The sequence below is a fragment of the Paenibacillus terrisolis genome, from assembly GCF_056171975.1.
The window spans coordinates 128,144-150,560 of the sequence record NZ_JBKFGG010000017.1; the positions used below are offsets into that span (position 1 = coordinate 128,144).

Annotated in this window: 22 protein-coding genes; 6 read left to right on the top strand and 16 right to left on the bottom strand. The window is 51.1% G+C overall.

Going from position 1 to position 22,417, the window contains the following annotated elements:
• Positions 1-53: 53 nt before the first annotated feature.
• The gene (locus ACI48K_RS16130; protein WP_475028639.1) at positions 54-506 is read left to right on the top strand and encodes a hypothetical protein; all 453 of its coding nucleotides are present in this window, start codon (positions 54-56) and stop codon (positions 504-506) included.
• Positions 507-535: 29 nt separating this feature from the next.
• Positions 536-1,519 carry a polyprenyl synthetase family protein gene (locus ACI48K_RS16135; RefSeq protein WP_475028640.1) on the top strand — a complete coding sequence of 328 codons (984 nt, stop codon included), beginning with the start codon at positions 536-538 and terminating at the stop codon, positions 1,517-1,519.
• Between the two features lie 120 nt (positions 1,520-1,639).
• Here the strand turns inward: ACI48K_RS16135 and ACI48K_RS16140 are convergent, their stop codons facing one another.
• From ACI48K_RS16140 to ACI48K_RS16180, 9 genes are all read right to left on the bottom strand, one after another.
• Positions 1,640-2,512: a UbiA-like polyprenyltransferase gene (locus ACI48K_RS16140; RefSeq protein ID WP_475028641.1), complete on the bottom strand. Its 873-nt coding sequence runs from the start codon at positions 2,510-2,512 to the stop codon at positions 1,640-1,642.
• Positions 2,513-3,106: 594 nt separating this feature from the next.
• Entirely contained in the window at positions 3,107-4,402 is a 1,296-nt protein-coding gene (locus tag ACI48K_RS16145; protein WP_475028642.1) for an aspartate aminotransferase family protein, read from the bottom strand.
• Between the two features lie 88 nt (positions 4,403-4,490).
• Complete coding sequence (locus ACI48K_RS16150; RefSeq protein ID WP_475028643.1) at positions 4,491-6,596, bottom strand: peptidase U32 family protein; 2,106 nt, start codon at positions 6,594-6,596, stop codon at positions 4,491-4,493.
• A 91-nt stretch (positions 6,597-6,687) separates the two neighbouring features.
• Complete coding sequence (locus ACI48K_RS16155; protein WP_475028644.1) at positions 6,688-7,488, bottom strand: energy-coupling factor transporter transmembrane component T family protein; 801 nt, start codon at positions 7,486-7,488, stop codon at positions 6,688-6,690.
• 2 nt (positions 7,489-7,490) lie between these two features.
• Positions 7,491-8,390: an ATP-binding cassette domain-containing protein gene (locus tag ACI48K_RS16160; protein ID WP_475028645.1), complete on the bottom strand. Its 900-nt coding sequence runs from the start codon at positions 8,388-8,390 to the stop codon at positions 7,491-7,493.
• On the bottom strand, positions 8,366-9,205 hold the full coding sequence (locus tag ACI48K_RS16165) for an ATP-binding cassette domain-containing protein (protein WP_475028646.1): 840 nt from the start codon (positions 9,203-9,205) through the stop codon (positions 8,366-8,368). The genes ACI48K_RS16160 and ACI48K_RS16165 overlap by 25 nt, the downstream gene beginning before the upstream one ends.
• Positions 9,206-9,265: 60 nt before the next feature.
• Complete coding sequence (locus ACI48K_RS16170) at positions 9,266-9,820, bottom strand: Gx transporter family protein (protein WP_475028647.1); 555 nt, start codon at positions 9,818-9,820, stop codon at positions 9,266-9,268.
• Positions 9,804-10,202, bottom strand: a complete 399-nt coding sequence (locus ACI48K_RS16175; RefSeq protein ID WP_475028648.1) for a NusG domain II-containing protein — start codon at positions 10,200-10,202, stop codon at positions 9,804-9,806. The genes ACI48K_RS16170 and ACI48K_RS16175 overlap by 17 nt, the downstream gene beginning before the upstream one ends.
• Positions 10,203-10,777: 575 nt before the next feature.
• Complete coding sequence (locus ACI48K_RS16180) at positions 10,778-12,553, bottom strand: beta/gamma crystallin-related protein (protein WP_475028649.1); 1,776 nt, start codon at positions 12,551-12,553, stop codon at positions 10,778-10,780.
• Between the two features lie 316 nt (positions 12,554-12,869).
• Between ACI48K_RS16180 and ACI48K_RS16185 the strand changes: the two genes are divergently transcribed.
• The 4 genes from ACI48K_RS16185 (at position 12,870) to ACI48K_RS16200 (ending at position 16,595) form a co-directional block, all read left to right on the top strand.
• The gene (locus ACI48K_RS16185) at positions 12,870-13,028 is read left to right on the top strand and encodes an asparagine synthase (RefSeq protein ID WP_475028650.1); all 159 of its coding nucleotides are present in this window, start codon (positions 12,870-12,872) and stop codon (positions 13,026-13,028) included.
• A gap of 99 nt (positions 13,029-13,127) precedes the next feature.
• Positions 13,128-14,459 (top strand): spore germination protein, encoded by a 1,332-nt coding sequence (locus tag ACI48K_RS16190; RefSeq protein ID WP_475028651.1) that lies wholly within the window; start codon positions 13,128-13,130, stop codon positions 14,457-14,459.
• Positions 14,452-15,528 (top strand): GerAB/ArcD/ProY family transporter, encoded by a 1,077-nt coding sequence (locus tag ACI48K_RS16195; RefSeq protein ID WP_475028652.1) that lies wholly within the window; start codon positions 14,452-14,454, stop codon positions 15,526-15,528. Before ACI48K_RS16190 ends, ACI48K_RS16195 begins: the two co-directional genes overlap by 8 nt.
• Positions 15,525-16,595 carry a Ger(x)C family spore germination protein gene (locus ACI48K_RS16200; RefSeq protein WP_475028653.1) on the top strand — a complete coding sequence of 357 codons (1,071 nt, stop codon included), beginning with the start codon at positions 15,525-15,527 and terminating at the stop codon, positions 16,593-16,595. The genes ACI48K_RS16195 and ACI48K_RS16200 overlap by 4 nt, the downstream gene beginning before the upstream one ends.
• On the opposite strand, the gene ACI48K_RS16205 is transcribed toward ACI48K_RS16200, so the two are convergent.
• From ACI48K_RS16205 to ACI48K_RS16235, 7 genes are read right to left on the bottom strand one after another with little or no spacing between them, the layout of a single operon-like run.
• Positions 16,588-17,772 (bottom strand): C45 family autoproteolytic acyltransferase/hydolase, encoded by a 1,185-nt coding sequence (locus ACI48K_RS16205; RefSeq protein ID WP_475028654.1) that lies wholly within the window; start codon positions 17,770-17,772, stop codon positions 16,588-16,590. The two genes, ACI48K_RS16200 and ACI48K_RS16205, sit on opposite strands and share 8 nt — an antisense overlap.
• Positions 17,741-18,568: a hypothetical protein gene (locus tag ACI48K_RS16210; protein ID WP_475028655.1), complete on the bottom strand. Its 828-nt coding sequence runs from the start codon at positions 18,566-18,568 to the stop codon at positions 17,741-17,743. Before ACI48K_RS16210 ends, ACI48K_RS16205 begins: the two co-directional genes overlap by 32 nt.
• Positions 18,569-18,582: 14 nt before the next feature.
• Entirely contained in the window at positions 18,583-19,068 is a 486-nt protein-coding gene (locus ACI48K_RS16215) for an anti-sigma factor family protein (protein ID WP_475028656.1), read from the bottom strand.
• Complete coding sequence (locus ACI48K_RS16220; protein ID WP_475028657.1) at positions 19,065-19,598, bottom strand: RNA polymerase sigma factor; 534 nt, start codon at positions 19,596-19,598, stop codon at positions 19,065-19,067. The genes ACI48K_RS16215 and ACI48K_RS16220 overlap by 4 nt, the downstream gene beginning before the upstream one ends.
• A 60-nt stretch (positions 19,599-19,658) precedes the next feature.
• Positions 19,659-20,105, bottom strand: a complete 447-nt coding sequence (locus tag ACI48K_RS16225; protein ID WP_475028658.1) for a divergent PAP2 family protein — start codon at positions 20,103-20,105, stop codon at positions 19,659-19,661.
• A gap of 29 nt (positions 20,106-20,134) precedes the next feature.
• Complete coding sequence (locus ACI48K_RS16230; protein WP_475028659.1) at positions 20,135-21,298, bottom strand: MFS transporter; 1,164 nt, start codon at positions 21,296-21,298, stop codon at positions 20,135-20,137.
• A complete protein-coding gene (locus ACI48K_RS16235; protein WP_475028660.1) occupies positions 21,288-22,400 on the bottom strand; it encodes an MGDG synthase family glycosyltransferase in 1,113 nt (370 codons plus the stop codon). The genes ACI48K_RS16230 and ACI48K_RS16235 overlap by 11 nt, the downstream gene beginning before the upstream one ends.
• Positions 22,401-22,417: the final 17 nt, after the last annotated feature.

Sequence of the window (22,417 nt, forward strand, 5' to 3'; positions counted from 1 at the left end):
CATCGGTGTCAGGGTCCCTGCAAGCCTACTGCTTTTAAGGAGTGTGTATCCTTATGAAACTTAAGCTCTTTCAAGACGCTTGTCACTTATTGCAGGGCGAAATATCGCCCGAGACCGGCATACGTATCGACCTGCTTGAAGAAGATGTAACCCCGTTCGCTAATCTTCTGGAGCAATATGAAATGTCTGCGGTGCGTCAGTGCCGACTGCTCTCCATTTATATCGCAATCAAGCTCGCCCTTCTGCGCCACGCCGAATGCGAAAGTTTACCGGCCGGCGAGGAGCTCACCCGCAAGGTGCTGGACGGCGACTATCTATACAGCTTTTATATTCAATTGTGCCTGAAATGGGAGGAGTATGACTTGCTTGCCCATTTGGCGCCGATCGTCAAACAAATTCAAATCAAGCGGGCCGAGGGCAAACCCGAGGACGAACGCCTGATTAGTGGCTGGGAGCTGTTCCTGACGCTCGAAAGCAGCCGCATCGCCGCCTGCCAAGCCATTTAACAAGCCATTAACGACGAGGAGGGTTCTCGATGAGACTCGATGAAACGCTGAAGATCTCCCTGAAAACGGTGGATCGGGAAATTGAGAATATGGTCAAATACGACCGGGATGTTCCCCGTTCCTCCACCCTCGCCAAGGGGATCGTCCAGCTCGTTCGATCCGGCGGCAAGCGGTTGCGGCCGTTAATGGTCATTGTCGGCGGCCGGTTCGGCCCTTCGCCCGATTTGAAGAAAATATGGCGCCTTGCGGCGGCGGCGGAATTTATCCATGCGGCTTCTCTGATACATGACGATATTATCGACGATTCTCCCGTTCGCCGCGGCGAGCGGGCCATGCACGTGAAGCTTGGCGTCAGCGGCGCGCTCCACGTCGGCAATTACATGTCGGCAAGAGTTATAGAACTGATCTCCGATTATTCCGCCGAGCGCGAAAAATTCGTGTATGACCTCTCCTCCCTTGCGACAACGCAGCTCTGCCTGGGAGAATATCAGCAATTATCCCATCTTTATGATTATGATGTTACGGTTGAAGAGTACCTGGAGAAATCACGGAACAAAACGGCCCAGTTGATGGCCACCTGCCTCCAGATCGGCTCCAAAGCCGCCGGAGCGGACGAGGAGACCTCCAAGCTGCTCTACAGCTTCGGGGAAAAACTCGGCATGTCGTTTCAAATCCGCGACGATCTGCTCGATTTCACCCAGTCCTCCGAGAAGCTGGGAAAACCCGCCGGCAGCGATCTGCGCAGCGGCCAGGTGACGCTTCCCGTTTTGTTCGCCCTCCGGGATGATGAAACGTTAGCTCCTGTCATACGCTCCATATCGCCTTCTACGCCGCCTGGGCAGGTGGATAAGGTCATTGCCGCCATTCAGGCCAGCGGCGCGCTGAACGCGGCTGAACGCCTCAGTCAGCGCTATCTGGACGAAGCTCAGGATATCATCGATCGGCTCAGCTCGTATCCGGCACATGAGGATCTTCAATCGTTGTTGAACTATTTTGCCGGACGTGAGAGCTGACGCGAAAATTAATGGGATGAACAAAGCCGCATGGTTCCCCCTTCAATACAAAAAGCACATTCGCATCGAAGAAATCACTTCGAGACGAATGTGCTTTTTTATTTTTCTTATATTGATTGATTACAGCAGGAAGTAGTCGCAAAGCGCGCAGAACAAAATCACCATGCTGATAACCTGATTAAGATTGTAGGACGCCACGTTCATCCGTTTCCGGCTTGAAGGTTTGATGATTTTGTGCTCGGTCATCAGCAGCAGAATGGCGATGATGATTCCCAAACTGTAAATCCAGCCCAGATGCCGGAACGGAATGAGCCCAATCAGCAGCAGAACCATGATGGAGTGCAGTCCGGCGGCAATTCTCAGCCCGTTTTTTAGGCCAAAGATGCTCGGAATCGACCAAAGACCATGGTTGCGGTCGAATTCAATATCCTGCGAACCGTAGATGATGTCAAACCCGGCAATCCACAGCATCACCACGGTGCCGAGGACAAACGGCGTAAAGGCGAAGTGTCCGGTTACGGCGAACCAGGCGCCGATGGGGGCCGAGGCGATTGTGAATCCAAGATACAAATGGGCGAGGTAAGTGAACCGCTTCGTATAAGAGTAAGAGGAAATCAGGAATATCGCCACCGGCGACAACACCAGGCATAGCAAGTTCAGCATGCCTGCCGCAAAAATAAAGATCGCATAGTTCACGACGACGAAAAGCAGCACCTCCTTCGACTCCAGCAGCTTCTGCGGCAAATGACGGTGCGCGGTGCGCGGATTTTGCTCGTCAAACGTGCGGTCGACGACGCGGTTGAAGGCGTTGGCTCCGTTCCGGGCCCCGATCAGGGCGATCAGTCCCCAGAGCATCACGTGCCAGGATGGCACCCCTCCGGCCGCCCAGACCATCGATATAATCGCAAACGGCAGTGAAAACAAGGTATGCGAGAACATGACCAGTTCGCCGTAAAGTCTGATTTTATTGCCGATTTTTCTGACGTATTCCATAAGTTGCCTCACTCTCCTATCCCTTGTAAAGCGGGTTGTTGCTGTGGCCTGGCTGGCTGAATGCCGGCGGTTAATGATGCGCAGCGCCCTGCGCGGTGTCTCCCTGTATACGGCGGTCGGCCGCCTATAAACGGCACGCCGCCTTGGAACTCATCTTCATCTTCCGCCCACTTTCATGTTCTGCTTGCTTGCTGCCCCGCATGCGGGTCCCGATAACGGTATTTTGGGGCGCTATTTACCCGATTATTATTGTTTAACCGAAAATAGCGGTACAAATTGGCCCTATTTCCGAAAAGACTATGCTCAAAATGGCGGTTTTCGGCTTAATTGGAACAAATAGCGCCCTTTTATGCCCTTATTGGGATGATCGACGACCCAAATCGCGGAATAAGGCCTTTTTGTACCGCTATTACCGAATGAGATGCCGATCTCTGCCCAAGCTTGGATCAACTCGGTTCCGGCTCATTCCAGCCCATTCTAACTCATTTAAGCCCATCAAGTTCGGCCCAAACTCAATCCAAGCTCGATCCAACCTCAGTTCAACCTCGGTTCAAGCTCATTTCAAACTCATTTAAGCTTCAGTCCAAGCTCAGCTCAAATTCGCGTTTCTGCGATCTCCGCAAAAGTTGCTTCCATAGCATTCAGCATGCCTGCGACGTCATCTTCCGTGATGACAAGCGGCGGCTGGAAGGCGAGGACGTTGCGGCCAACGCCGTTTTTGCCGATGATGAAGCCGCGGTCCTTCATCGCTTCCAGCACGTCGTCGACGAGTTTCGCGCCGCGATCCGAATCATCGGCGCACAGCTCGGCGCCGAGCATCAGGCCCGCGCCTCGCACGTCGGAGACGAGCTGCGGATAGCGCGAGGCGAGGCCTTCAAGGCCGCCCCGCAGCAGCGCGCCGAGGCGTTCGGCCCGTTCCGGCAGACGGTGCGCCTCGATATAATCGAGCACCGCGAGCGCGGTCGCGGCCGAAACCGGGTTGCCGCCGAACGTGGAGGCCGAAGGCCGCGAGAAGCTGGCAGCGATCTCATCGGTGGAAGCGAAGCCTGCCACCGGGATGCCGCTGCCGAGCGCTTTGGCCATCGTGACGATGTCCGGCGTCACCCCATAACGGTCCATGGCGAACATCCGGCCCGTGCGGCCAAACCCGGTCTGAATTTCATCGGCGATCAGCAGAACGCCTTGCTGCTCCAGGAGCCGCTTCACTTCAGGGTAATACCAGTCCGGCGGCGCCACGATGCCGCCGTTCCCCTGGATCGGCTCCGCGATCATCGCGGCGAACTCGCCGCCCCGCTCCGCCAGCACAACCTTCAGCGCCTCGATCGATCGCCGGCCCGCTTCGTCGAGACTCATTCCCCGTTCATACGGACGGGGAATGAACGTTACGTCCGTATCCTTTTCCAGCTCCGGATCGGTCCGCCACATCCGCAAGCCGGTAACGCTCATCGTCAGATAGGTGCGACCATGCAGGCTTTGCTCCAGTGACAGAAAACGGCGGCGGCCCGTATGGAGACGCGCCAGCAGCAGCGCCCCTTCGTTAGCTTCCGAGCCGCTGTTCACGAAAAAGGTGCGGCTCAGGTTCCCGGGCAGCACCGCCGCGAGCCGCTCCGCCAAATCCACGTTGGGCTGCGTCAAATAAATGGTGCAGGTATGCTGCAGCTCCCGCAGCTGCTCCACGGTACGCTCAGCGATTTCGGGGTTGCAGTGCCCGCTGGCGACAACGGAAACTCCGGCGAAGAAATCGGTATACTTCGTGCCGTCATGGCCGTACAAATACTGCAATTCTCCCTTCACGAGCTGAGGCGGATTCCGATAAAAATGGCTGGTGCAAGGATAAAAATACTGCTGGCGCTTTTGCAGCACCTTTTCCGGTCCAATATAGTTCTGCATATTCCCGCTTCCTTCCAAATGAACTTTTTCCCATCATGGCAGAGAGGGCACAAGGCTATACCGCCCGCACCCTCCGATCCCAATTCCGTTATTTTGCGCTAGCTACCGTCTCGGCTTCTTCTTTACCTGCGGTGGTCTCACTATTCTCCTCATCGCCGGCTGCTGCTTTTGCCAGTTCCTCCGGCGCCCCGGCAGCGCCGCTGGCTTTTCCGCCGTTAAACTGCAGGGCGCCAAGCGTATACCCTGCATAAACCGGAGCGAGATGCTCGAACAGCTCTCCCGCCGACTCAGGATGAGCCAGCGCCGCTTTGTAAGCCCGGACGATCGTCTGAAGCTGCTCCGGACGATAGGTTGCGCCTTCGATGCGGAATACGGTAAGCCCTGCTTCTTTAAGCTCCTTGACCGCCGAGAGCAGGCACAGTTCCTTGGCCATCATCAAATGGTTTCGGCCATGTACATCACGGTATACCGGGTTTTCGCCTTTATCCGTCATCAGCACAAGAACGTTGTTATCAACGTATTTATTATCTTCCTCGGCAATCGCTTGGAACGTTTCCGCATTTTCGTACAAATCATGCTCCATGTACATAATCGCCGGCGATCCGTGAACGATAACCTCAAGCGGCGCCGGTGTATTCGCGAGCAGGTCGGCCAAATCGTATAAAGGCAGTTCCATGGACGCCGTTAACCGCTGTACGCCAAGCTCCCGGTACAATCCGGCTGAAAGCTGGTTGTAGACGTTCAGATTAAAATCTCCCACCATCGGGTATCCTTTGGAGGCAAACTTGCGAACCGCTCCAAGATTGGTGACCATCAGGCCGTCGATCGGCAGGCGTTCTCCGGATAACAAACCGTCGTATATTTCAAAATGCAGCTCGGTCATCATTCGTGGCAGGCAGAGATACACGTTTGCCGTTCCTTTCAGCGATGCCAGCTCAATCAGATTTTCTTTGGTAAACGGACGATCCGGCTCAAATACGTCCCCGGACAAGTAGATATGGTCCGCCCCGGCCTCCAGCGCCGCTTTGGCTTGTGCCATATTGTTCACGTGCACCGAAATTTCCCCGCCGATGGAATGAACGCTGCCCGCAAGGCCGCTCATTGTTCCGGCTCCGCCTTCGGATTGAACAGCTTCTCTGCGGCCCGCTTTAGCCAAGCCTTCTTTGATGGCATCCATCCGTTTGGCGCTAAGCTCCCGCTCTTCGGTTGGCGTGCTGAATACTTTGCCGGTGCTGTAGAACTTGCCGGTGCCTTCATACCGCCGATTGATGTTGGACAAGCCCGGGCGGCCAAACGCGTAGCCGGTCGAGAAATCGCGCTTGCGGTTATCGTAAAGTTCCTTTGTATCCCGGCTGCGTTCAAAGCCGACCGGATCGTAAATGTAACGGTCGATCGCGTCGCCGTATGCGTTGACCAGCATCAGCACGAAGCTTGCGTCGCGCATGCGCCCTTCAATTTTGAAGGAAGTGATCCCGCCGTGGATCAGCTCCGGAATGTGCTCATACATGAACATATCTTTAACGGCGAGAGGATATTCGGTCGGATAGACGTTGCCGTCTTTTTTCACGCGGTAATCCCAGCGGCATGGCTTGAGGCATTTGCCCCGGTTGCTGCTCATGCCGAATACCAGCGAACTGAAATAGCAGTTTGCGCCGTGCACCGAACACATATCCCCATGCACGAAATATTCCAGCTCCATGCCGGTTTCCGCTTGCAGATAGCGGGTGGTCATCAGATCCATCTCGCGCGACGTCACAACGCGGGTTACGCCCATTTCCTGCAGCGCTCGAACCATCTCCACGTTGTGCACGTTCATCATCACCGAGGAGTGGACTTTAAGCTTAAGCCCCATTTCCCTAATCAAAGCCAGCACGGCAAAATCCTGAACGATCAGCGCATCGGGGCCGGCGCTTTCGAGAAATTCCAGGTATTCTCCGGCCTCGTCCAGTTCGCCTTCGTTCAGCAAATTGTTAACCGTGATGTATACTTTCTTGCCAAGTCCATGAGCGATCTTGACCGCTTCCGTAATTTCTTCGTAGCTGAAATTATACCCTTTGCGCATCATGCGCATGTTGAGACTGGGACCGCCGAAATAAACCGCGTCACAGTTCGCCTCAATCACTTGCTTGAAAATTTCGAATGTTCCCGCCGGTGCAAGCAGCTCGACTTCTTTTCCATTAAAATAGCGCGCCACAGCGTTTCCCCCTCGTCGTCCAATGATGTTTGCCAATTATCCACCTAAGTCTATCCATCCAATTCCGGGTCTGAAAACAAACCCAACCTATCTATATAAATCTATAAAAGACAACTGCTGCAGCCAGTAAGATATAGGACAATACAAACCATGTATCCTTCGACCTCCAGGTCAGCAGATGATACTCCGTGCGCGGCGCGCCCATCGTATATCCCCTGGATTCCATGGATAACACCAGCTCCTCCGCGCGCCGGAACGCGCTGACGGTTACGGGCACGAGCAAAGACACCAGCATCTTGCCTTTTTCCTTCCAGGGCAGCTCTTTAAGATCCGCACCGCGAGCCGCTTGGGCTTTCAGAATCTTCTGCGTCTCATCGAGAATCGTCGGAATGAACCGAAGCGAAATGCTCATCATGAGCGTCAGGCGCTCGGAGGATATTCCGACGCGCTTCAGCGGCTTCAGCACGCCGCTGAGCCCCTGATTCAGCAACCCCGGCGTGGTTGTAAACGTCAGGATCGCTGTAAAAGACACGAGCAAGCCCATTCGAGCCGCCGCGATCAGTCCGCTGCTGAGTCCCCCGGAGTACAGGGTCCATGAGCCGATCTTCCACAGCTCCGCTCCACCCTGAACCGTCAGGCACTGAACGACAAAGATAAACGCCATCAGTACCCATAGCGGTCTTGCCGCCTTGATATAATATTTGATCGGAATGCGGGTCGCCGCCATATAAGCCAGCGAGAATACGACCGCAAGTCCAAGCGCGGCCCAGGAGCCTACGGCCACGATCGCCACCAGATAAAGCATCATTCCGGTCAGCTTGGCCCGCGGATCCACGCCGTGCACCCATGAACCGGTATCGATGCTTCGTCCGAACAGCAGTTTATTGCGCATCGTCAACCGCTCCCCTCTCTCGCCAATGTAACCGGCACTTGCTTCGCTGCCGATGCCAACGTTACGAGTCGCTCCGCCACTGCTTCCGCCGTCAGGCAGGGAGCTTCAGCTTTCAGTCCGAAGCGGACGGAAACCGCCTTCCAGCAGCGAATGGAGGCCGGAAGCGTCAATCCCTCTTCCTCCAAGCGTCCCGCTTCCCGCACCAGATCCGAGGCGGAACCCTGAAACGTTACGCTTCCGTCCTTCATTACGATCCACTGCTCTACAAAGGGGAGCATCTCTTCCATCCGATGGGTCACCACAATGACCGTCTTACCCTCTTCCCGGTGCAGCCGGGACAGCATCTCCGCAAGTTCCGCACGGCTCTGCGGGTCGAGCGTTGCCGTAGGCTCATCCAGAGCGATGATGTCCGGATCCATGGCCAGAGTCGAGGCGATCGCCACCTTGCGCATTTGACCGCCGCTTAGATGAAACGGATTGCGGGGCAGGAACGAATCATCGAGCCCTACCATGGCCAGCGCACGGCTTGCCGATTTTTTCGCTTCCTCCGGAGTACTGCCGAAATTCAGCGGACCGAAGCAGAGATCCTTCTCCACCGTATCCTCGAACAACTGCTGCTCGGGAAACTGAAATACGAGACCCACGCGGCGCCGCAGCTCACGCATGGCCGGCATTTTGGCTTCCGCCTCCATCGTGACGTCCAAAACCCGAACCTTGCCGCTGCTGGGTTTTAAAATACCGTTGAAGTGCTGCATCAACGTGGATTTTCCTGAGCCTGAAGCCCCGGCAATTGCGGCGAATACGCCTCCAGCCAGATCCAGATTGACATTTTCCAGCGCGCTGTGCCGCCATAAGCTCTTATCGTCATAAGCAAAGCTTACTTGCTCGAAATGAATTGCCATAGGACTTCATCCACCTCCTCGTCGCTGCGAAACGGCGGAATCCGAATTCCCTGCCGCTCAAGCTCCTGATGCAGCCGTATCCGGTAAGGGGCCACCAGCCGGCAGGAGCTTAGCATAACCTCGTCCTGGAATAAATCCCAAGGCTTCATATCGGCGGCCACCTTGCCATCTCTCAGCACGATCGCCCGTTCCGAAGCCAAAATCTCCTCGGCGTCATGAGTGATTGAAATGATCGTATATTTTCCTTCACGATGCATATCCAGCAAAATGGACAACAGCTCCCCGCGGGCCTTTTCGTCCAGCATGGAGGACGCCTCGTCGAAAATGACGATTTGGGGCTCCATCGCCAAAATCGAAGCGACGGCCACCCGCTGTTTTTGCCCCCCCGAGAGCTCAGCAGGGTGTTTGGACAGCAGATGGCCGATTTGAAGCTTTTCGGCGTATTTCCGGATTCGGTTTACCATTTCTTCCCGAGGCAGGCACCGCCCCTCAAGCCCAAAGGCGATATCTTCCTCGACGGTTGCGCCGATAAACTGATTGTCCGGATTTTGAAATACCATCCCGATTCGGGGACGAATGCATGAAATCGTTTCCTTGGTAAGTCCAAGGCCTTCCACGTAAATAGCTCCATCGTTTGCTCCGAGCAACCCGCCGAGCAGCTTGGCTAACGTCGATTTTCCGCAGCCGTTGGGGCCCACCAGCGACACCCAGCTGCCCAAGGAAATGTTTAGTGTCACATCGCCAAGCACCGGATACGCCGGCTCATAGGCGAAAGATACATGCTGCAGTTCATAAGCGAGTCCGGCTTCTCCCATGTTACTCTACCCCTTTCGGCAAACGTTCCCGGCTAATTCCCGCAGGGAAGCCCGCCTTCTTCATGCGGTTTCCGCCAGGAATCCGTCGAACAGCGACAGCTTCGATAGCGACGGCACCAAATATCTTACCGCGATGCCCACCGCGATACCGGTCAGCACGCCCATAATAAGTAGCATCGGCAGATAATAGAAGATTTTCGAGGTATTGAAATAAATAGCCGCCGCCGTCAACTGGCCAAAATTGTGGGCAATCCCGCCCACGATGCTGATGCCGATCAAACTCAGACGATTGCGGCCCACCAGAAGCAGAAACCACATCGCTACAAAGCTGAACAACGCCCCCATGATGCTGAACAGAAAGCTTGAGAACGTACCGAAAATAAAGGCGGTTAAGAGCGTCTTCAGCAGGACCATCATAAATGCGTCTCTGGCTCTCAGAAAATAAAGGCAGGTCAAGACCATGATATTGGCGAGTCCGAGCTTTGCTCCCGGAACGCTCATATTAACGGGAATCCAAGATTCCACAAGACTCAGTACAACGGCAACCGCAGCAAATATCGCCACGATCACCGTTCTTTTTAAAGCTAGACTGGATTGTTCATTTAACGATGACATCGACATCGTCCCCTTCCCCGGCTGTATCCGCAACAACTTCAACCATTAATTTATGTGGAAGACAAACGATCGTGCCGCCATTGCGGTCCACAAACCCGAACGTCAAGCATATTTTATCCGGGCAATCGGCATCGACCATTTCTATACCATGATTATGGACTTTCAATATGTTGTAACCATATTTCGTTTTTATATCCACGCTTTGCTCTTCCTGGCTTAAACTGACGGTTTTGAACAGCTTTCCGTCGACCGAAATTTTTGCCACTCGCGGACTTTCGTTGTGATTGTTTTCACTTGTTCTCCCATCCAACCACCTTGGCACCAAAAAAGCCAATGCGATGGCAACGATGAGCCCGATCAACAGGACATCTCCGCGCTTCATGGCAAACTCCCTTATTTTTTGATTATATAAATCTTAGATGAACCTATTATACATGTTGCTTTCCATTCCTAAGTGTGACAAAAGTCTCATTATGATATGCATGTAATGTATTTCACAAAATCATCACTTTGGAAGGAATATAATGGAATGATAATTATAATGAAAAGTATATATTGCATTTTTTAACTATTAAAAGTATAATAAATAATTAGGTTGTCAAACCTCTATTGTAGTTCCTCACAAGATTATAACTCTCCTTGTACCTGATCGGTATGAAATTCCTATTTGAATGACCCAATAAAAGTAAGAATTTTGCGTTTTTCTGATTCACGCTGGCGCGGTCACCGGAGCCGCAAGGACAAATGAGAGGTAGGGCTTTTGTTGTTTTGGAAATGATGTAACAGACGGTTGTAGTCTGAGCGGGAACACATGCCCCCCTTCATTGTATACGGAAGGCCGGGGATACAATACATTTAGAAAACAAGCTGCAGTGCGAATTTAGCATTCGTCCTGCAGCTTGTTTTTTTAACTTTCGCGCATAGATGCTCCGGTTATAAAACCGGGTCGAACTTCGCTCAATACTGAAGCCGTATGGAGGTTAGCTCGTCATTTCCGATATCGGTATTTTTCAGTTGAGGAATGCTGGCGTTCCCTTGGAATGTTTTTCCTCTATAATCGGAGTCCTTGTACAGCGTAAATGCGTGATTGCCGACAACCCGGACCGAGCTGACCTTATCGTTACCGATCGGGGTGAAGCCCAGATTCGGCGTATCCTGGCTAATTTTAATCCAATTTCCGTTATAATCGATATGCTCGAACAAATAGACCCCGTCAAGCTCGGATTCCGGAATTCTGCGGATAATGGCCGAGGAAATATTGTCGTCAAAGGATTCGTCCTTCGTATAAACATCGCTGAAGCGGTACGTATGGGAGCGTCCGCCGTAATTGACGTGCTCATACACCGTGACTTCAAACGGACCGTTGATCTTGATCGAGGAAATCAGGTCATTGCCTACGAAGTAATCTCCAAAGTAAGAAATATACACCGTATCCCCTGAAAATTCGTTCACTCTCCCCGTAAAGTTCGGATCGGCATAAAATTGCACATTGTACGGAGCCGGTTCGAATTTCGGATTAAACGCTCCACCCTCAATCCCATTCTTAACCGGAACAGACCACAGGGAGTATCCTTGATTTAACGCGTCTTCGGGGAGCGTAACCGCCAGGCTCGAGGAATTCGGAGGCAAGCTTTGGATCAGTGTCGGATTATAAGCGTTCCCCGTCTTCAAATAGACGCGGTAACCGTCCTCGTAATCACAGTTGTCCTGCCATCTGAGTTCAACGGCGCGCACATCCGATGTTTTCACCACGGAGAAATTCGAGGCGAAAAATTGCGACGGGTTATAAAAGGCCGGAAAACGGCTGCTGTCATAGTATCCGGAGCCGGGGATGTTCCAGTAGGGAGCCAGTTCTCTCCCAAACACGTAGTATTCGCCTTGTCCATTGCGTATGCCGTTGTAATAATCGGCAAACTCCCGGACTTTCGCATCCAGCTTCTCACGGGTGTCAACGATATCATTGGTGCTGAGCCGATCATTGGTACATTGGCTAAAGCCGCTGATTCTGACTTTTCTGAGCGTGCTTTCCGAGCTTTCCAGTTCCTGAGCCGAGACGCTGGCGCCAACCAGACTTTTGTACTTGATTTCAAGCGCCGCCTTAACCTCCGATTTCGTAACCTTTGACGAATCCGTGATTTCGGCTATGTAAGTCATGTACAGCAAACCGCCGTAGTAGCTCTTTTTCACAAAGGAATTACCATAGAATCTCTGGAAGGCATCCATCTGCCCTTGCTCGATCAACCCCGCGGCTTCCGGCGTGAAAGAAGCGCCGTTCAATACAGCTTGTCCTCCGTCAAACTTATACATAATTGCTATGGCCAATTTGTTGCTGCTGAAACTGCTGTTTCTCTCAATGGAATTTTCAAAACTCGCATCTGCCGTAATGTCAAAAAAGGAGCCATTCAACGAAGAGGAAATTGCCCTTCTATAGAAGTTTGTGAACTGCTCTTCCGTTTCGATCAGCTCATAAGACGCCGTCGTGCTGGCAGTGCCGGCTTGCCTCAAAGCTTGGACATTTTCAACCGCGCTTCCCAAAAAGCTGCCCGACAGAGAGTCATAAGCATCTCCCACATACCCGGCCAATTCCGGAGCCGGAACGGCCATAATCCCAAATGCGGCTTCCGGCCGAATTTCATCGGCGTAGCCGGGTGTCCCCGGCGAAATAAACATCGCAATCGAGGCTGCCGTCGCTGCGGCCCCGCGCAGTGCCCTTAACAGTACTTTTTTTGTCATCAAATATTCCCCCTGGCTTTGTGGAATTCAATTGGATTCCGTTTTGTCGACAGATTATTCAAAAACGATGAATCCGACTATACTCTCCCAAAATAAGCGCGGATTCCAAGATAATCTATCATTTTACATTATAATCCATATGAATGTCGTATTTTGTCATTTTGTGGCGGCAAGTTTAAATTTTGCGAACGTCCAATGTGCGGGAGGCCAACAGCCCTTGTCCAGATGCATGTTTTTGTGTCCGCAGTGCATAAAAAATCCCTGCCAAAACCAGAATAACGGTGTCTTTCCAAACAAATCCAAAGGGGTGTTACGAATGCGCGAAGGTTTGATTCCTACCGTTCTCGGAGCTGTTGTCACCGCTTCAGCCGCATCACTGCTTGGAAGCAAGTATAAGCTTGCCGCTACCGGCGTTCTTGGCTTTGGTTTGGCCCACCTTGTTCTTGGCACCATCGACCTGATCGAGCATCGCTAGCTTACGTTTGGAGGATCCCGGGCGAGATGCTCTCCCCGGGTTATTTCTATCCGGATCATTTTCCGGCAGCCCTTGAGTCTTATTGGAAGGCGGTATCCCATGCATTTATTGGATCAATTCATAGCCCGTCTTAAAGAGGACGACGATTTTTTCGCACAGAAAACGACCCTGGCCGATCACCCTGTTCTCTTGATGGGGTATACTTCGCTAATCGATCTCTCCAAAACCGTGTCCAATCTTGAAATGGTAGGGAGACAAGCCTTGTCCGCCAACAAGCCGATTTCGTCTTTCCTCGGGGGTCTCGGCACGGCTATAGAACTTGGCGATGACAAAGCCTTGGTCCAAGCGATGGTTGGGGGCGGCTTGATTATCATATCCGAGACGGAAGACATCTGTTTGAACGTCCAGCCCTTTCCGACTACCTTAAACCGAACGATTGAAGCACCTGTCAATGAAAGCATCCTGCAGGGGTCCGCCATCTCGTTCATCGAAGAACTTGATACGAATATCGGGATCATCAAGCAATATGTTAGCTCGGAGCGAATGCTGACGCGGGTCTATACCGTCGGCAAGGAAAGTCCCTCGCGTCTGGCCTTACTCTACGATAAGGATCGGGTTTCCCCCGCGCTCTTAAAGGCGATTATGCAAAGAATCGAGTCTCAGCTTAATTTCAGGCTGAAAAATCTGCAGCAGTTGGCCGGTATGCTGGGCCTATTTCCCTGGACGCTTATTCCCAGATTCCACACAACCGAACTTCCGCAGGAAGCTGCGGAGGCCATCCGAAAGGGCAAAGTGCTGTTGTTTCTGGATCGGCTTCCGCTGGCTTTGCTTCTTCCCAACAACATTGAGGATATATTCTCCATGGCGAACGACCGGAATTATCCCCGGGTGTTCATGTTGATACTGCGTTTTTTGCGGATTGCGGGAGCCTTGGCCGCTATGATCGCTCCGGGTTTATATGTGGCGCTGGTATCCGTAAACCCGGAGGTGCTGCGCATTGAGTTAGCCTTGTCCGTCGCCGAGAGCCGGGCCAACGTCCCTTATCCGGCATTAATCGAGACGCTTCAGCTTCTCTTTATCCTGGAGCTCGCCATCGAGGCCAGCGTGAGACTGCCCAAAAGCGTCGGACCAACGATCACGATGGTCGGCGGAATTATTCTGGGGCAAGCGGTTGTCGCCGCGGCGCTCGTCAGCAATCTGCTGATCATTATTCTCTCTGCGACCACCATCGCGAACTCAACGCTGGTCGGGTTTCAGAACTCCCTGTCGATCCGTTTTTTCAAATATATCATTCTTGTCCTCTCCGCTTTTTACGGCGTACTTGGGCTGTTTGCCGGAATCATGATCGTTTGCGCCTACATATCCGGTATCACTACCTTTGGAGTTCCCTATCTTCACATTCCAAGGCTAAAGGATGATTCCCATGGATAAAAGCCTGCAAGTGGTGAACGTGCATATCCTCACCCATTTAGGCCTGATCTTTTTTATTTTCCCCACCAATATTATCGGAAGCGTCAAGGTCGGTCATTGGCTTGCCATTCTGATCGGCTTTTCCATTCACATGATACTTATCGCTATTTATACGAAAGGGCTTGGCTTCTCCGCCGGCAAAGATATCATTGATATTTATAGCGATTTCGGAAAGGCCACGGCCGCGATCCTCCTCATCCCCGTCATGGTCTATCTGCTGATGGTCGTTATTATTAACGTACGTGCCTATTCGGAAATGATCACTCTCGTATTTCTGTCCAATACTCCGCTATGGGCCATTATGGTGCTAACGATGGCCATTCCCGCATATATCGCCGCCTTGGGGGTCGAAACCATTTTCCGCACCGGCATCCTGACGGCCCTTCTCTTCCTGCCGCTGATCTTTTTTGTCCTCTGCATGTCCTTTCAGAACACCGACTGGCACTATGTCTTTCCTCTGCTGGAGCAGCGGTTCTCGTTCCTGATAGAACGAAACTATTGGCAGAGCTCGTTTGCGTTTATTGGGGGATTTATGTATTTGGGTTTTATCCAGCCCTTTCTTCCTTATCAGCGCAAGCAGATTATTTGGGGAAGTTTGGCGCTGCTGCCGTTATTTTTATTTTCCGTTTATATTCCGATCCTAACGTTTGGCGAAGATACGGCGTCCATGTTTCAATTCCCGTTCATCATGACTGTTGATACGATCGACAGCAATTGGCTGATGTTTGACCGGGTGACGATGTTTTTTCTGCTAAGTATCGTCACCTTCATCATGCTGTTCACCGCGCTCGTTTTGTGGTCGGCAACCCGGATTATTCATCGCAGTTTGCCTTGGGCCAAGCCCATGCATCTCGTCATCGTTATCTCCGCTATTCTCTTTATCGTTTGTCTCCGAATACCGGATTGGGCCGATGTTGAGCGCTGGTATTGGTGGAATACGCTGCTGCGTTTATACGTTTACATCACGATCCCCCTCTCCACCTACTTTTTGGCCAAACGCGCTCGCCGGAAGGCGAGGGATTATTCATGAGCCGAGCGAAAATCCCGCTGCTGACGCTGCTCATCCCGGTATGCGCCCTGCTGCTTGGCGGCTGCTGGGACATCAAGGATATTGACCACCGCGCTTTGCCCGTCGTCATGGGGATTGCCAGAATCGACAGCGGCAGCTACAAAGTGTATTTGGAAATACCGGGCGCCGGCCAGGAAAAAACGCGAATCGTATTCGCCAGCGGTGAAACAATCAACGAAATCGTGGACAGCATCAGCAGCAATATGGAAGATCAGGTCGATTTGCTTCATTTGAAAATCATTATGTTCGAAAAGGATTACGCCCGCGAAGGTCTGAAGGACAGCATCTCCAGCTTTATGCGTTCCCGTGAAATTTCTCCCAAAGCAATGGTCGCTATCTGCGACGAAACCCTCGACCAATTTTTTGATAAAACGAAAGCCTCCTTGGATACGGACGGTACGGTAATGTACGATTTCTTCGACAAAAATGCCGGATGGAATCCGCAAATCGCACAGGCGCGAATTTGGCAAATTTTTCGCAGCATCAATTCCTTTACGCGGGATGCCGCCGTCCCCATCATCAGATCGGGAAACAGCACTCCTATAGAGATCGCGGGTTCCGCCGTGATTCGTAACGGAAAAATGGTGGACCGTCTCACCAACAACGAAACCTTGCTCTATAACGCCTTAAACGGGGTAAGCACCCACGGAAAGATCGAAGTGATGGATCACGCCAGCGTGCTGATCGTCAGCAATAGCATGGCCCACCGCGCCTCGCTTTCGAATGGCCAGCCATACCTTAAAAGCTCGCTGACTTTGAAAGTCAGCATCCTGGAAACCCGGGGCGCCCCGTCTACCGCCCTGATTAAAAAAGAGCTGGAAAGCATGCTTTCCCGCCGTTACGATATCATGTTCAGCAAGTTAAAAGCGGATCATGCCGACATTTTAGGCGTCGGTCAATATTTCCGCACCAAAATCTCCCGGGAGCGTCTGGCTGATTGGAGGACCGAGTTTTTTCCCCGCCTGAAAGCGGAAATCAAAGTAAATGCGATCATTCAAAACGAAGGAAATCTGAAGACGATTAAGTGAAGATACCGGGATCCAGACGTCCCCAGAAGAAGTTGGGATTTTGAGCGAATTCGTTGCTTATGCCAACTTGAATCTCGGAGTTCTCGCAAGGACTGTCAAAGGAGATCTGTTCCCACTTTTTCGAGGACGCAGCCCCGAAACACACCTGAACCCCGATCTCCGTCGCGTCAAAAACCATGGCGTGCAGCGTCCCCAAACCGTCTTTATAATAAGGGCAGCTTACTCCGCCGGGCACTTTCTCCTCAAGTATTCTCTTTATGGATTCTACCGAGATAGACCCTCTCTCTTTTGATAAATGATCTTCAATTGTTCCGTATCGAATCGTTGAATGTCTTCTGCGGTTATTATCATAAGGCAGCATGTCAGCGTTCTGATAATGGTTCGTCGCGATTAGATAATCCCCGCCGTTTCTGAACGATATTTTTCTGTCGCTTCCGAAGCAGGCGGTTTCAGCTATTGTGGCATTTCCGTTCGTATCCGCGATCAAAATATTTACATTGCTTCGGACAGGCATATTTTTCAAAAGATAGACGGCCTCTTGAGCGGAAGAACAGTTATCCAGTAATGACCGCAGAACCAACGGAAACCAAAGTCCCTCTCCAAACGGGCGTTGTCCGAACTCGCAAGATGACATGGTTACGGTTAGTCCATGCTCGTTGATCCCGTCAAATCTCCCGAACAATAAAAGCGAAAATCCGATTTGTTTCGGTTTTCCTTCCGCCCTCGTTACGCACAAGCACAGCTCATCCTCCGTTGAATATTCATAGCTTCTGCCGATTAAAGTGTGCTTATCGGACGTAACGCTTGGGAGAGCGGCAAATTGACTGCATGCTCCGGCCTCTATGACACCATCAGCAAATACGGCCAGCTTTCCCGGCGGAATTTTCAGACGGTCCGAGAGCCCCATAATTTCCTCGTTCACTCCGGGGCAAAACTCATCTAATAAAGACTGTTTCTTTTTTAATAAAGATCTGTCGATGCACTCGCTTTGTATATTGATGTCTGTAAGTTCCGGGCTGTTTACAAGAGTTTGGGCCAGCATAGCGCCAATTTCGTAATGACTCCCTTCCGAGACAAACCTTGAGAATCGGACGGACTGATTTGACAACTCTAACGCCTTCTTTCCTATATTGTTGCGCGTTTTTCTAGGCTGCCAAGGTTTTCTTTCTTTTTCCAAATATCCACTGAATAATCATTCCTATAGATATCATTAGCAAAAGAAGAAAGAAAATCAAGCCCACGATAGGAATGTTGATGAAGGCGGTTAACAGGGATGTGCCGATAAGAACTTTTATCCAATCCGGCGCAGGCGCAGGCAAGTTGATCATCCCCCCTATTCTGAATCCCACTATCGTTATCCCTATGAATAGAACAATGATCACAAGCAGCAGGATCAGGATGATGATTGGGATACCGATCACGGTGATCACCAGCAACGAGCATATGGCGGCTATAATCAAACTAGCGAAGAAACCGATATTGAGCGATTGTTTAAAAGAGCCGATCGGATAACGGTCCGTAAATGCGGCAATTTTGTTCCTGCCCAGAACCCGGATCAGCACAGGTATGATGATCATTAACAGGCTGCCGAGGATCTGCAGCACCCATAGGCCCAAGACAAGTCCCCCGCCGATCAAGAGACTGTTCTGGGTTGCTTCGTCCATAGAGATGTTATAGATCGTATCCTGGAGCACGGCACCCGAATCCTGCCGAACATGGCCGCCGATCACCACAACCGCTCCTCTGACTTGGGCTGTGCCGCCCAGATGAAGATCGCCGTTTACTACAACCACCGCTCCCGTAACATTACCAAACACGGCGGCGTCGCCTCCTACAACATAAACATCATGCACGGTTTGCCCCGCGGGGACAGACGTGTCCTGATGCTCGAATATGCTTTTTGCCGACGCCATGCCCGGAACCAGGAGCATCAGGAGAACAATACAACCGAACGTGTACCAAATCCTTCTCAAAGTTTTCAACCCTTTCAGCTTGTCGAGGTTTGAAGCAGTCGTTTCAGAGAATAAACAGACGCCGAAATAACAAGCATCGACAATACAACCGTCATTCCGGATAAAACAGGCAGACCCGAGATGAAATGCGAAGCCGCGTAAACCAAAACGATCGAAAGTTTAAAGAAAGCATGAATGATTCTTCCGAAGAAAACGCCTGATAAATACCAAAGTGATCCGAGTGCCAGAAGAAATCCAACGGAGAAGTACAACCGGCCTTTCCAAGGGGCGGCAGTTACCGGATTTTCGGCCAGGGCCTGAATCACCCGGATTTCCATATCAGCCGGTGCTTGAATGGCTTCAAAGACATGAAAAACACGATTTTGCAAAATCCGCAGCTCTTCCAAAAGAATCCGACAAGGCTCGCAGCTCTCAAGATGAGCCTCAACCCGCCGTCTTTCCTCCTCGTTTAATTCATCGTCCATATAAGCCGACAGCTGATCTTCCATTTGGCAGGTCATTCCTGTCCCTCCTTTGTCATTTCTTTGCGGAGCGCCATTCTTGCCGCAAATAACCGAGATTTCACCGTTCCGACGGGAACGCTCAGCATACTGGCCATTTCTTCATATCTAAAGCCCTGCACATCATGCAGCAGAAGAACTTCCCGATGCTCGACGGAGAGTTTGCCTAGGCCTTCTTCAATAGACAGTTTTTCCAAGGGATCGAAGAACGTTTTATCGATCCATGTCTCCTTGGCTTCATTCATAAAAACCTGCTCTTTTGCCCTTTTTTTCAGGCGGTCCCTGCATAAATTGGATACAATCGTGATCAGCCACGAGGAGAATGCATATTCGTTTTCCAGATTGGATAATGAATAAAATGCCTTTACGAAAGCCTCTTGAGAAACGTCCTCCGCATCCATTTGATTGCTTAGCATAACAACGGCATAACGGAATACCTGGCTTTTATAACGACGGACTAGCTCGGTAAACGCGTCTTGATTGCCGCTTTTGGCTTTATGAATGATCTGATAAAGCTCATCGTTTACCACTTGCGTCAACTCCTGCCGAAGAGGAAGCTTCTTCACATGTCATATATCATACTCGCGTCATTACCACAAATAATGCAGAAGAATGCTGACTATCGTTCCGAAAAAAGCGCCGGCTATCACTTCGATCGGCTGGTGGCCGAGCAACTCCTTCAATGCCTTTGCGGGTTTCACCCCTCCAGCCACGGAAGCTTCCTTCACCAAACGGTTAATGATGGATGCGTGAATACCCGCGTGTCTCCGAATTCCTGCCGCATCGAACATTGTAATGGCGCTTACGATAACGGCTATGGCAAAAGAGGCGGACGAAATTCCTTCATCTATACCGATGGCTGCCGTTAAAGAGCAAACCGCCGCCGAATGGGAGCTGGGCATGCCGCCCGTACTAAAGCCTATTTTGTAATTCCAGGTATTGTGGGTCAGCAAATACAGAGGAACTTTGATGATCTGGGCCAAAACGATGGACAGCAGTGCAGCGGTTAACGGAAAGTTATATAAATTGGAATGCAATGACAGTATCCTCCTCAAATCGTTTAAAATCAATGTTTGAACGACTTCTCCAATCGTTCGGCCGGTTTAAAAAGATAGATGGCGCACATGATAAGAAAAATCATGGAACTGCCTGTAAAAACTGCGGTATCACCGTAATGAGTCGCTACCCATCCCCCAATCAAAGGTCCGATAATGATCCCTACTCCTTCAATAGTCGAAAATAGCCCCCAAGACAATCCCTTTTGATCCTCCGGAACATGTCTGGCCAGCAACGAATTCCACGAAGGCAGGATCGCCGCGTAAGAAATGCCCAGCAGACCGGAAACAACCAGGGCAACCTTAAACGAAGATACGGAAGTAATCGAATACAGCGCTAAGGCAAATATCCCGCAGCCGCAAACAAGAATCCATTTGCTTCCCTGCTCATCGGATAATTTCCCCATCGGAATCAACAGTAATACCGCAAGTGTTCCGCCTGCGATCAATACGAAGGAATATTCGGACGGGCTGAGCCCCATGGGACCCGTGGCATAACCGGATAAGACCGGTATAAGCATTCCGGCGGCGGTTGTTTGAAGCACCATGCCGGGGATAAGAAAGCTCATGTTTTTCATTTTTCTCTTCAATAATAATAGCTGTGTTTTTAACGGGATGGCGTTAATGGGAGAAATCTGCCCCCGATCCATTCCCCATGCCAGCGTCCAGCCCAGAACCCATAAAATAACGAGCAAAGCGAAAGAAGCCTTGTAGCTAAAGCCAATAAGAAAATTAATAACGACCGGACCGAACCCAAGTCCCAATAACCAAAAAATATAAATAACACCCATTTGTGAAGCCTGTTTGTCCTCTTCAATCTGGCTAAGGCAAACGATCCACAGCGGCGACCCTCCGATTCCAAGCAATGAGGAAGCCAATAACAACATCCACAAGTTGTGGGCGCTGACTATGATGAGCATCCCAATCAAGGCAAGAAATAATCCTGCGTTCACGATCAGCCGAACCGAAAGCTTATCTATGAGGTATCCGATCAAAGATTTGAACAAATTATCCGCCAAATAATGAACGGAAATGGCCGCCCCGATCACCGATAACGAAAGACCTAAATCCTTGACTCCATATGCGGGGTAAAAAGAAATCAAAAATGCGCTGCGTACAAATTCCAGTAAGAATAAAATGATTGCATTTCTGAATAGCGTGCTTTTAAACCCCATGGGACCGAGGCCTCCTTTTTATCCCAACCTCCGGCATATCCCATTGACGTACCAAGCGTTGTTCAATAAATTTTAGAACTTCCTCAATTACGGCTTCTCCTGCACTGGATTCATTCCATGACGGGCGTTCTCCATTCGGGAATCCCCGGCGCTGGTTCCGAAACACTTGCTCGACGCCTACTTTCAAATCATTCGTACTATTGGCAATTAACGCCGCTCCTTTATCCGCAAGGAATTCGGCATTCTCTTTCTCTTGCCCCGGCAGAGGCCGATAAATAACGGCAGGCAATCCCATCGACAGCGATTCCGAAAGAGTGATTCCGCCCGCTTTCGTTACGATACAAGATGATACAGCCATCATCTCTTGCACCTGCTCGACAAAACCGAATATCCGAACGTTCGGCAGATCCGGGAACAACGACTCCATCTTTCTCCTTACGGCTCGATTTCTGCCGCAAACGATGAGGATAACCGCATCTTCAATAGTCAGCAAGGCTTCGACTATTTTCTTGAGATCGGAGAGTACACCGGATGCTCCGGCCATGACGAGCACATGTTGTTGATCGGCCCGAAGTCCGTAGCGGTCATAGACATCCTCCTGATTAATCGGTTTATGAAAAGACTCGCGGATAGGAATACCGCTAACCATGATCTGATTCTCCCGGAGACCGCTTCTAACCATCTTTTCTTTCAACTCCTCGTTCGCGACAAAATAAAGGTCGGTTTCGGGGTGAACCCATTGCCTGTGAAATACAAAATCCGTAACGACCGTAAAAGTCGGAATATAAGTGCTTGTACCCTGGCGCAACTGTGACATCACGAGCATCGGAAAGGTATGGATAACGGCATCGGGCTGCTCCTCGTTAATGATCTGCCGAAGCTTTCTGGCACCTACCTTATGAACCCACCGCCATATCCCTACTCGATTCGTCAAGTCGTAACACCAACCATAGAGCCGCGGATAATAAACCATACTTTTCAAATAAGCGAACCGAACCGCCGCGTTTAGCAGCGGATGGGACTCTGCCATCAAATCCTTGGTTGCAATCCGGGTTATCCCTTTCTGCTGCAGTTGATTCTGCAAAGCTCTTGTTACTTGCAAATGCCCGTCTCCGTATG

Coding starts and splice junctions, on each gene's coding strand:
- ACI48K_RS16215 (WP_475028656.1), bottom strand. CDS start 19,068: ATGACCTGCCAAATGGAAGATCAGCTGTCGGCTTATATGGACGATGAA.
- ACI48K_RS16200 (WP_475028653.1), top strand. CDS start 15,525: ATGAGCCGAGCGAAAATCCCGCTGCTGACGCTGCTCATCCCGGTATGC.
- ACI48K_RS16170 (WP_475028647.1), bottom strand. CDS start 9,820: ATGTCATCGTTAAATGAACAATCCAGTCTAGCTTTAAAAAGAACGGTG.
- ACI48K_RS16165 (WP_475028646.1), bottom strand. CDS start 9,205: ATGGGAGAAGCCGGACTCGCTTATGAACTGCAGCATGTATCTTTCGCC.
- ACI48K_RS16145 (WP_475028642.1), bottom strand. CDS start 4,402: ATGCAGAACTATATTGGACCGGAAAAGGTGCTGCAAAAGCGCCAGCAG.
- ACI48K_RS16175 (WP_475028648.1), bottom strand. CDS start 10,202: ATGAAGCGCGGAGATGTCCTGTTGATCGGGCTCATCGTTGCCATCGCA.
- ACI48K_RS16185 (WP_475028650.1), top strand. CDS start 12,870: ATGCGCGAAGGTTTGATTCCTACCGTTCTCGGAGCTGTTGTCACCGCT.
- ACI48K_RS16230 (WP_475028659.1), bottom strand. CDS start 21,298: ATGGGGTTTAAAAGCACGCTATTCAGAAATGCAATCATTTTATTCTTA.
- ACI48K_RS16135 (WP_475028640.1), top strand. CDS start 536: ATGAGACTCGATGAAACGCTGAAGATCTCCCTGAAAACGGTGGATCGG.
- ACI48K_RS16195 (WP_475028652.1), top strand. CDS start 14,452: ATGGATAAAAGCCTGCAAGTGGTGAACGTGCATATCCTCACCCATTTA.
- ACI48K_RS16190 (WP_475028651.1), top strand. CDS start 13,128: ATGCATTTATTGGATCAATTCATAGCCCGTCTTAAAGAGGACGACGAT.
- ACI48K_RS16155 (WP_475028644.1), bottom strand. CDS start 7,488: ATGCGCAATAAACTGCTGTTCGGACGAAGCATCGATACCGGTTCATGG.
- ACI48K_RS16130 (WP_475028639.1), top strand. CDS start 54: ATGAAACTTAAGCTCTTTCAAGACGCTTGTCACTTATTGCAGGGCGAA.
- ACI48K_RS16180 (WP_475028649.1), bottom strand. CDS start 12,553: ATGACAAAAAAAGTACTGTTAAGGGCACTGCGCGGGGCCGCAGCGACG.
- ACI48K_RS16140 (WP_475028641.1), bottom strand. CDS start 2,512: ATGGAATACGTCAGAAAAATCGGCAATAAAATCAGACTTTACGGCGAA.
- ACI48K_RS16160 (WP_475028645.1), bottom strand. CDS start 8,390: ATGGCAATTCATTTCGAGCAAGTAAGCTTTGCTTATGACGATAAGAGC.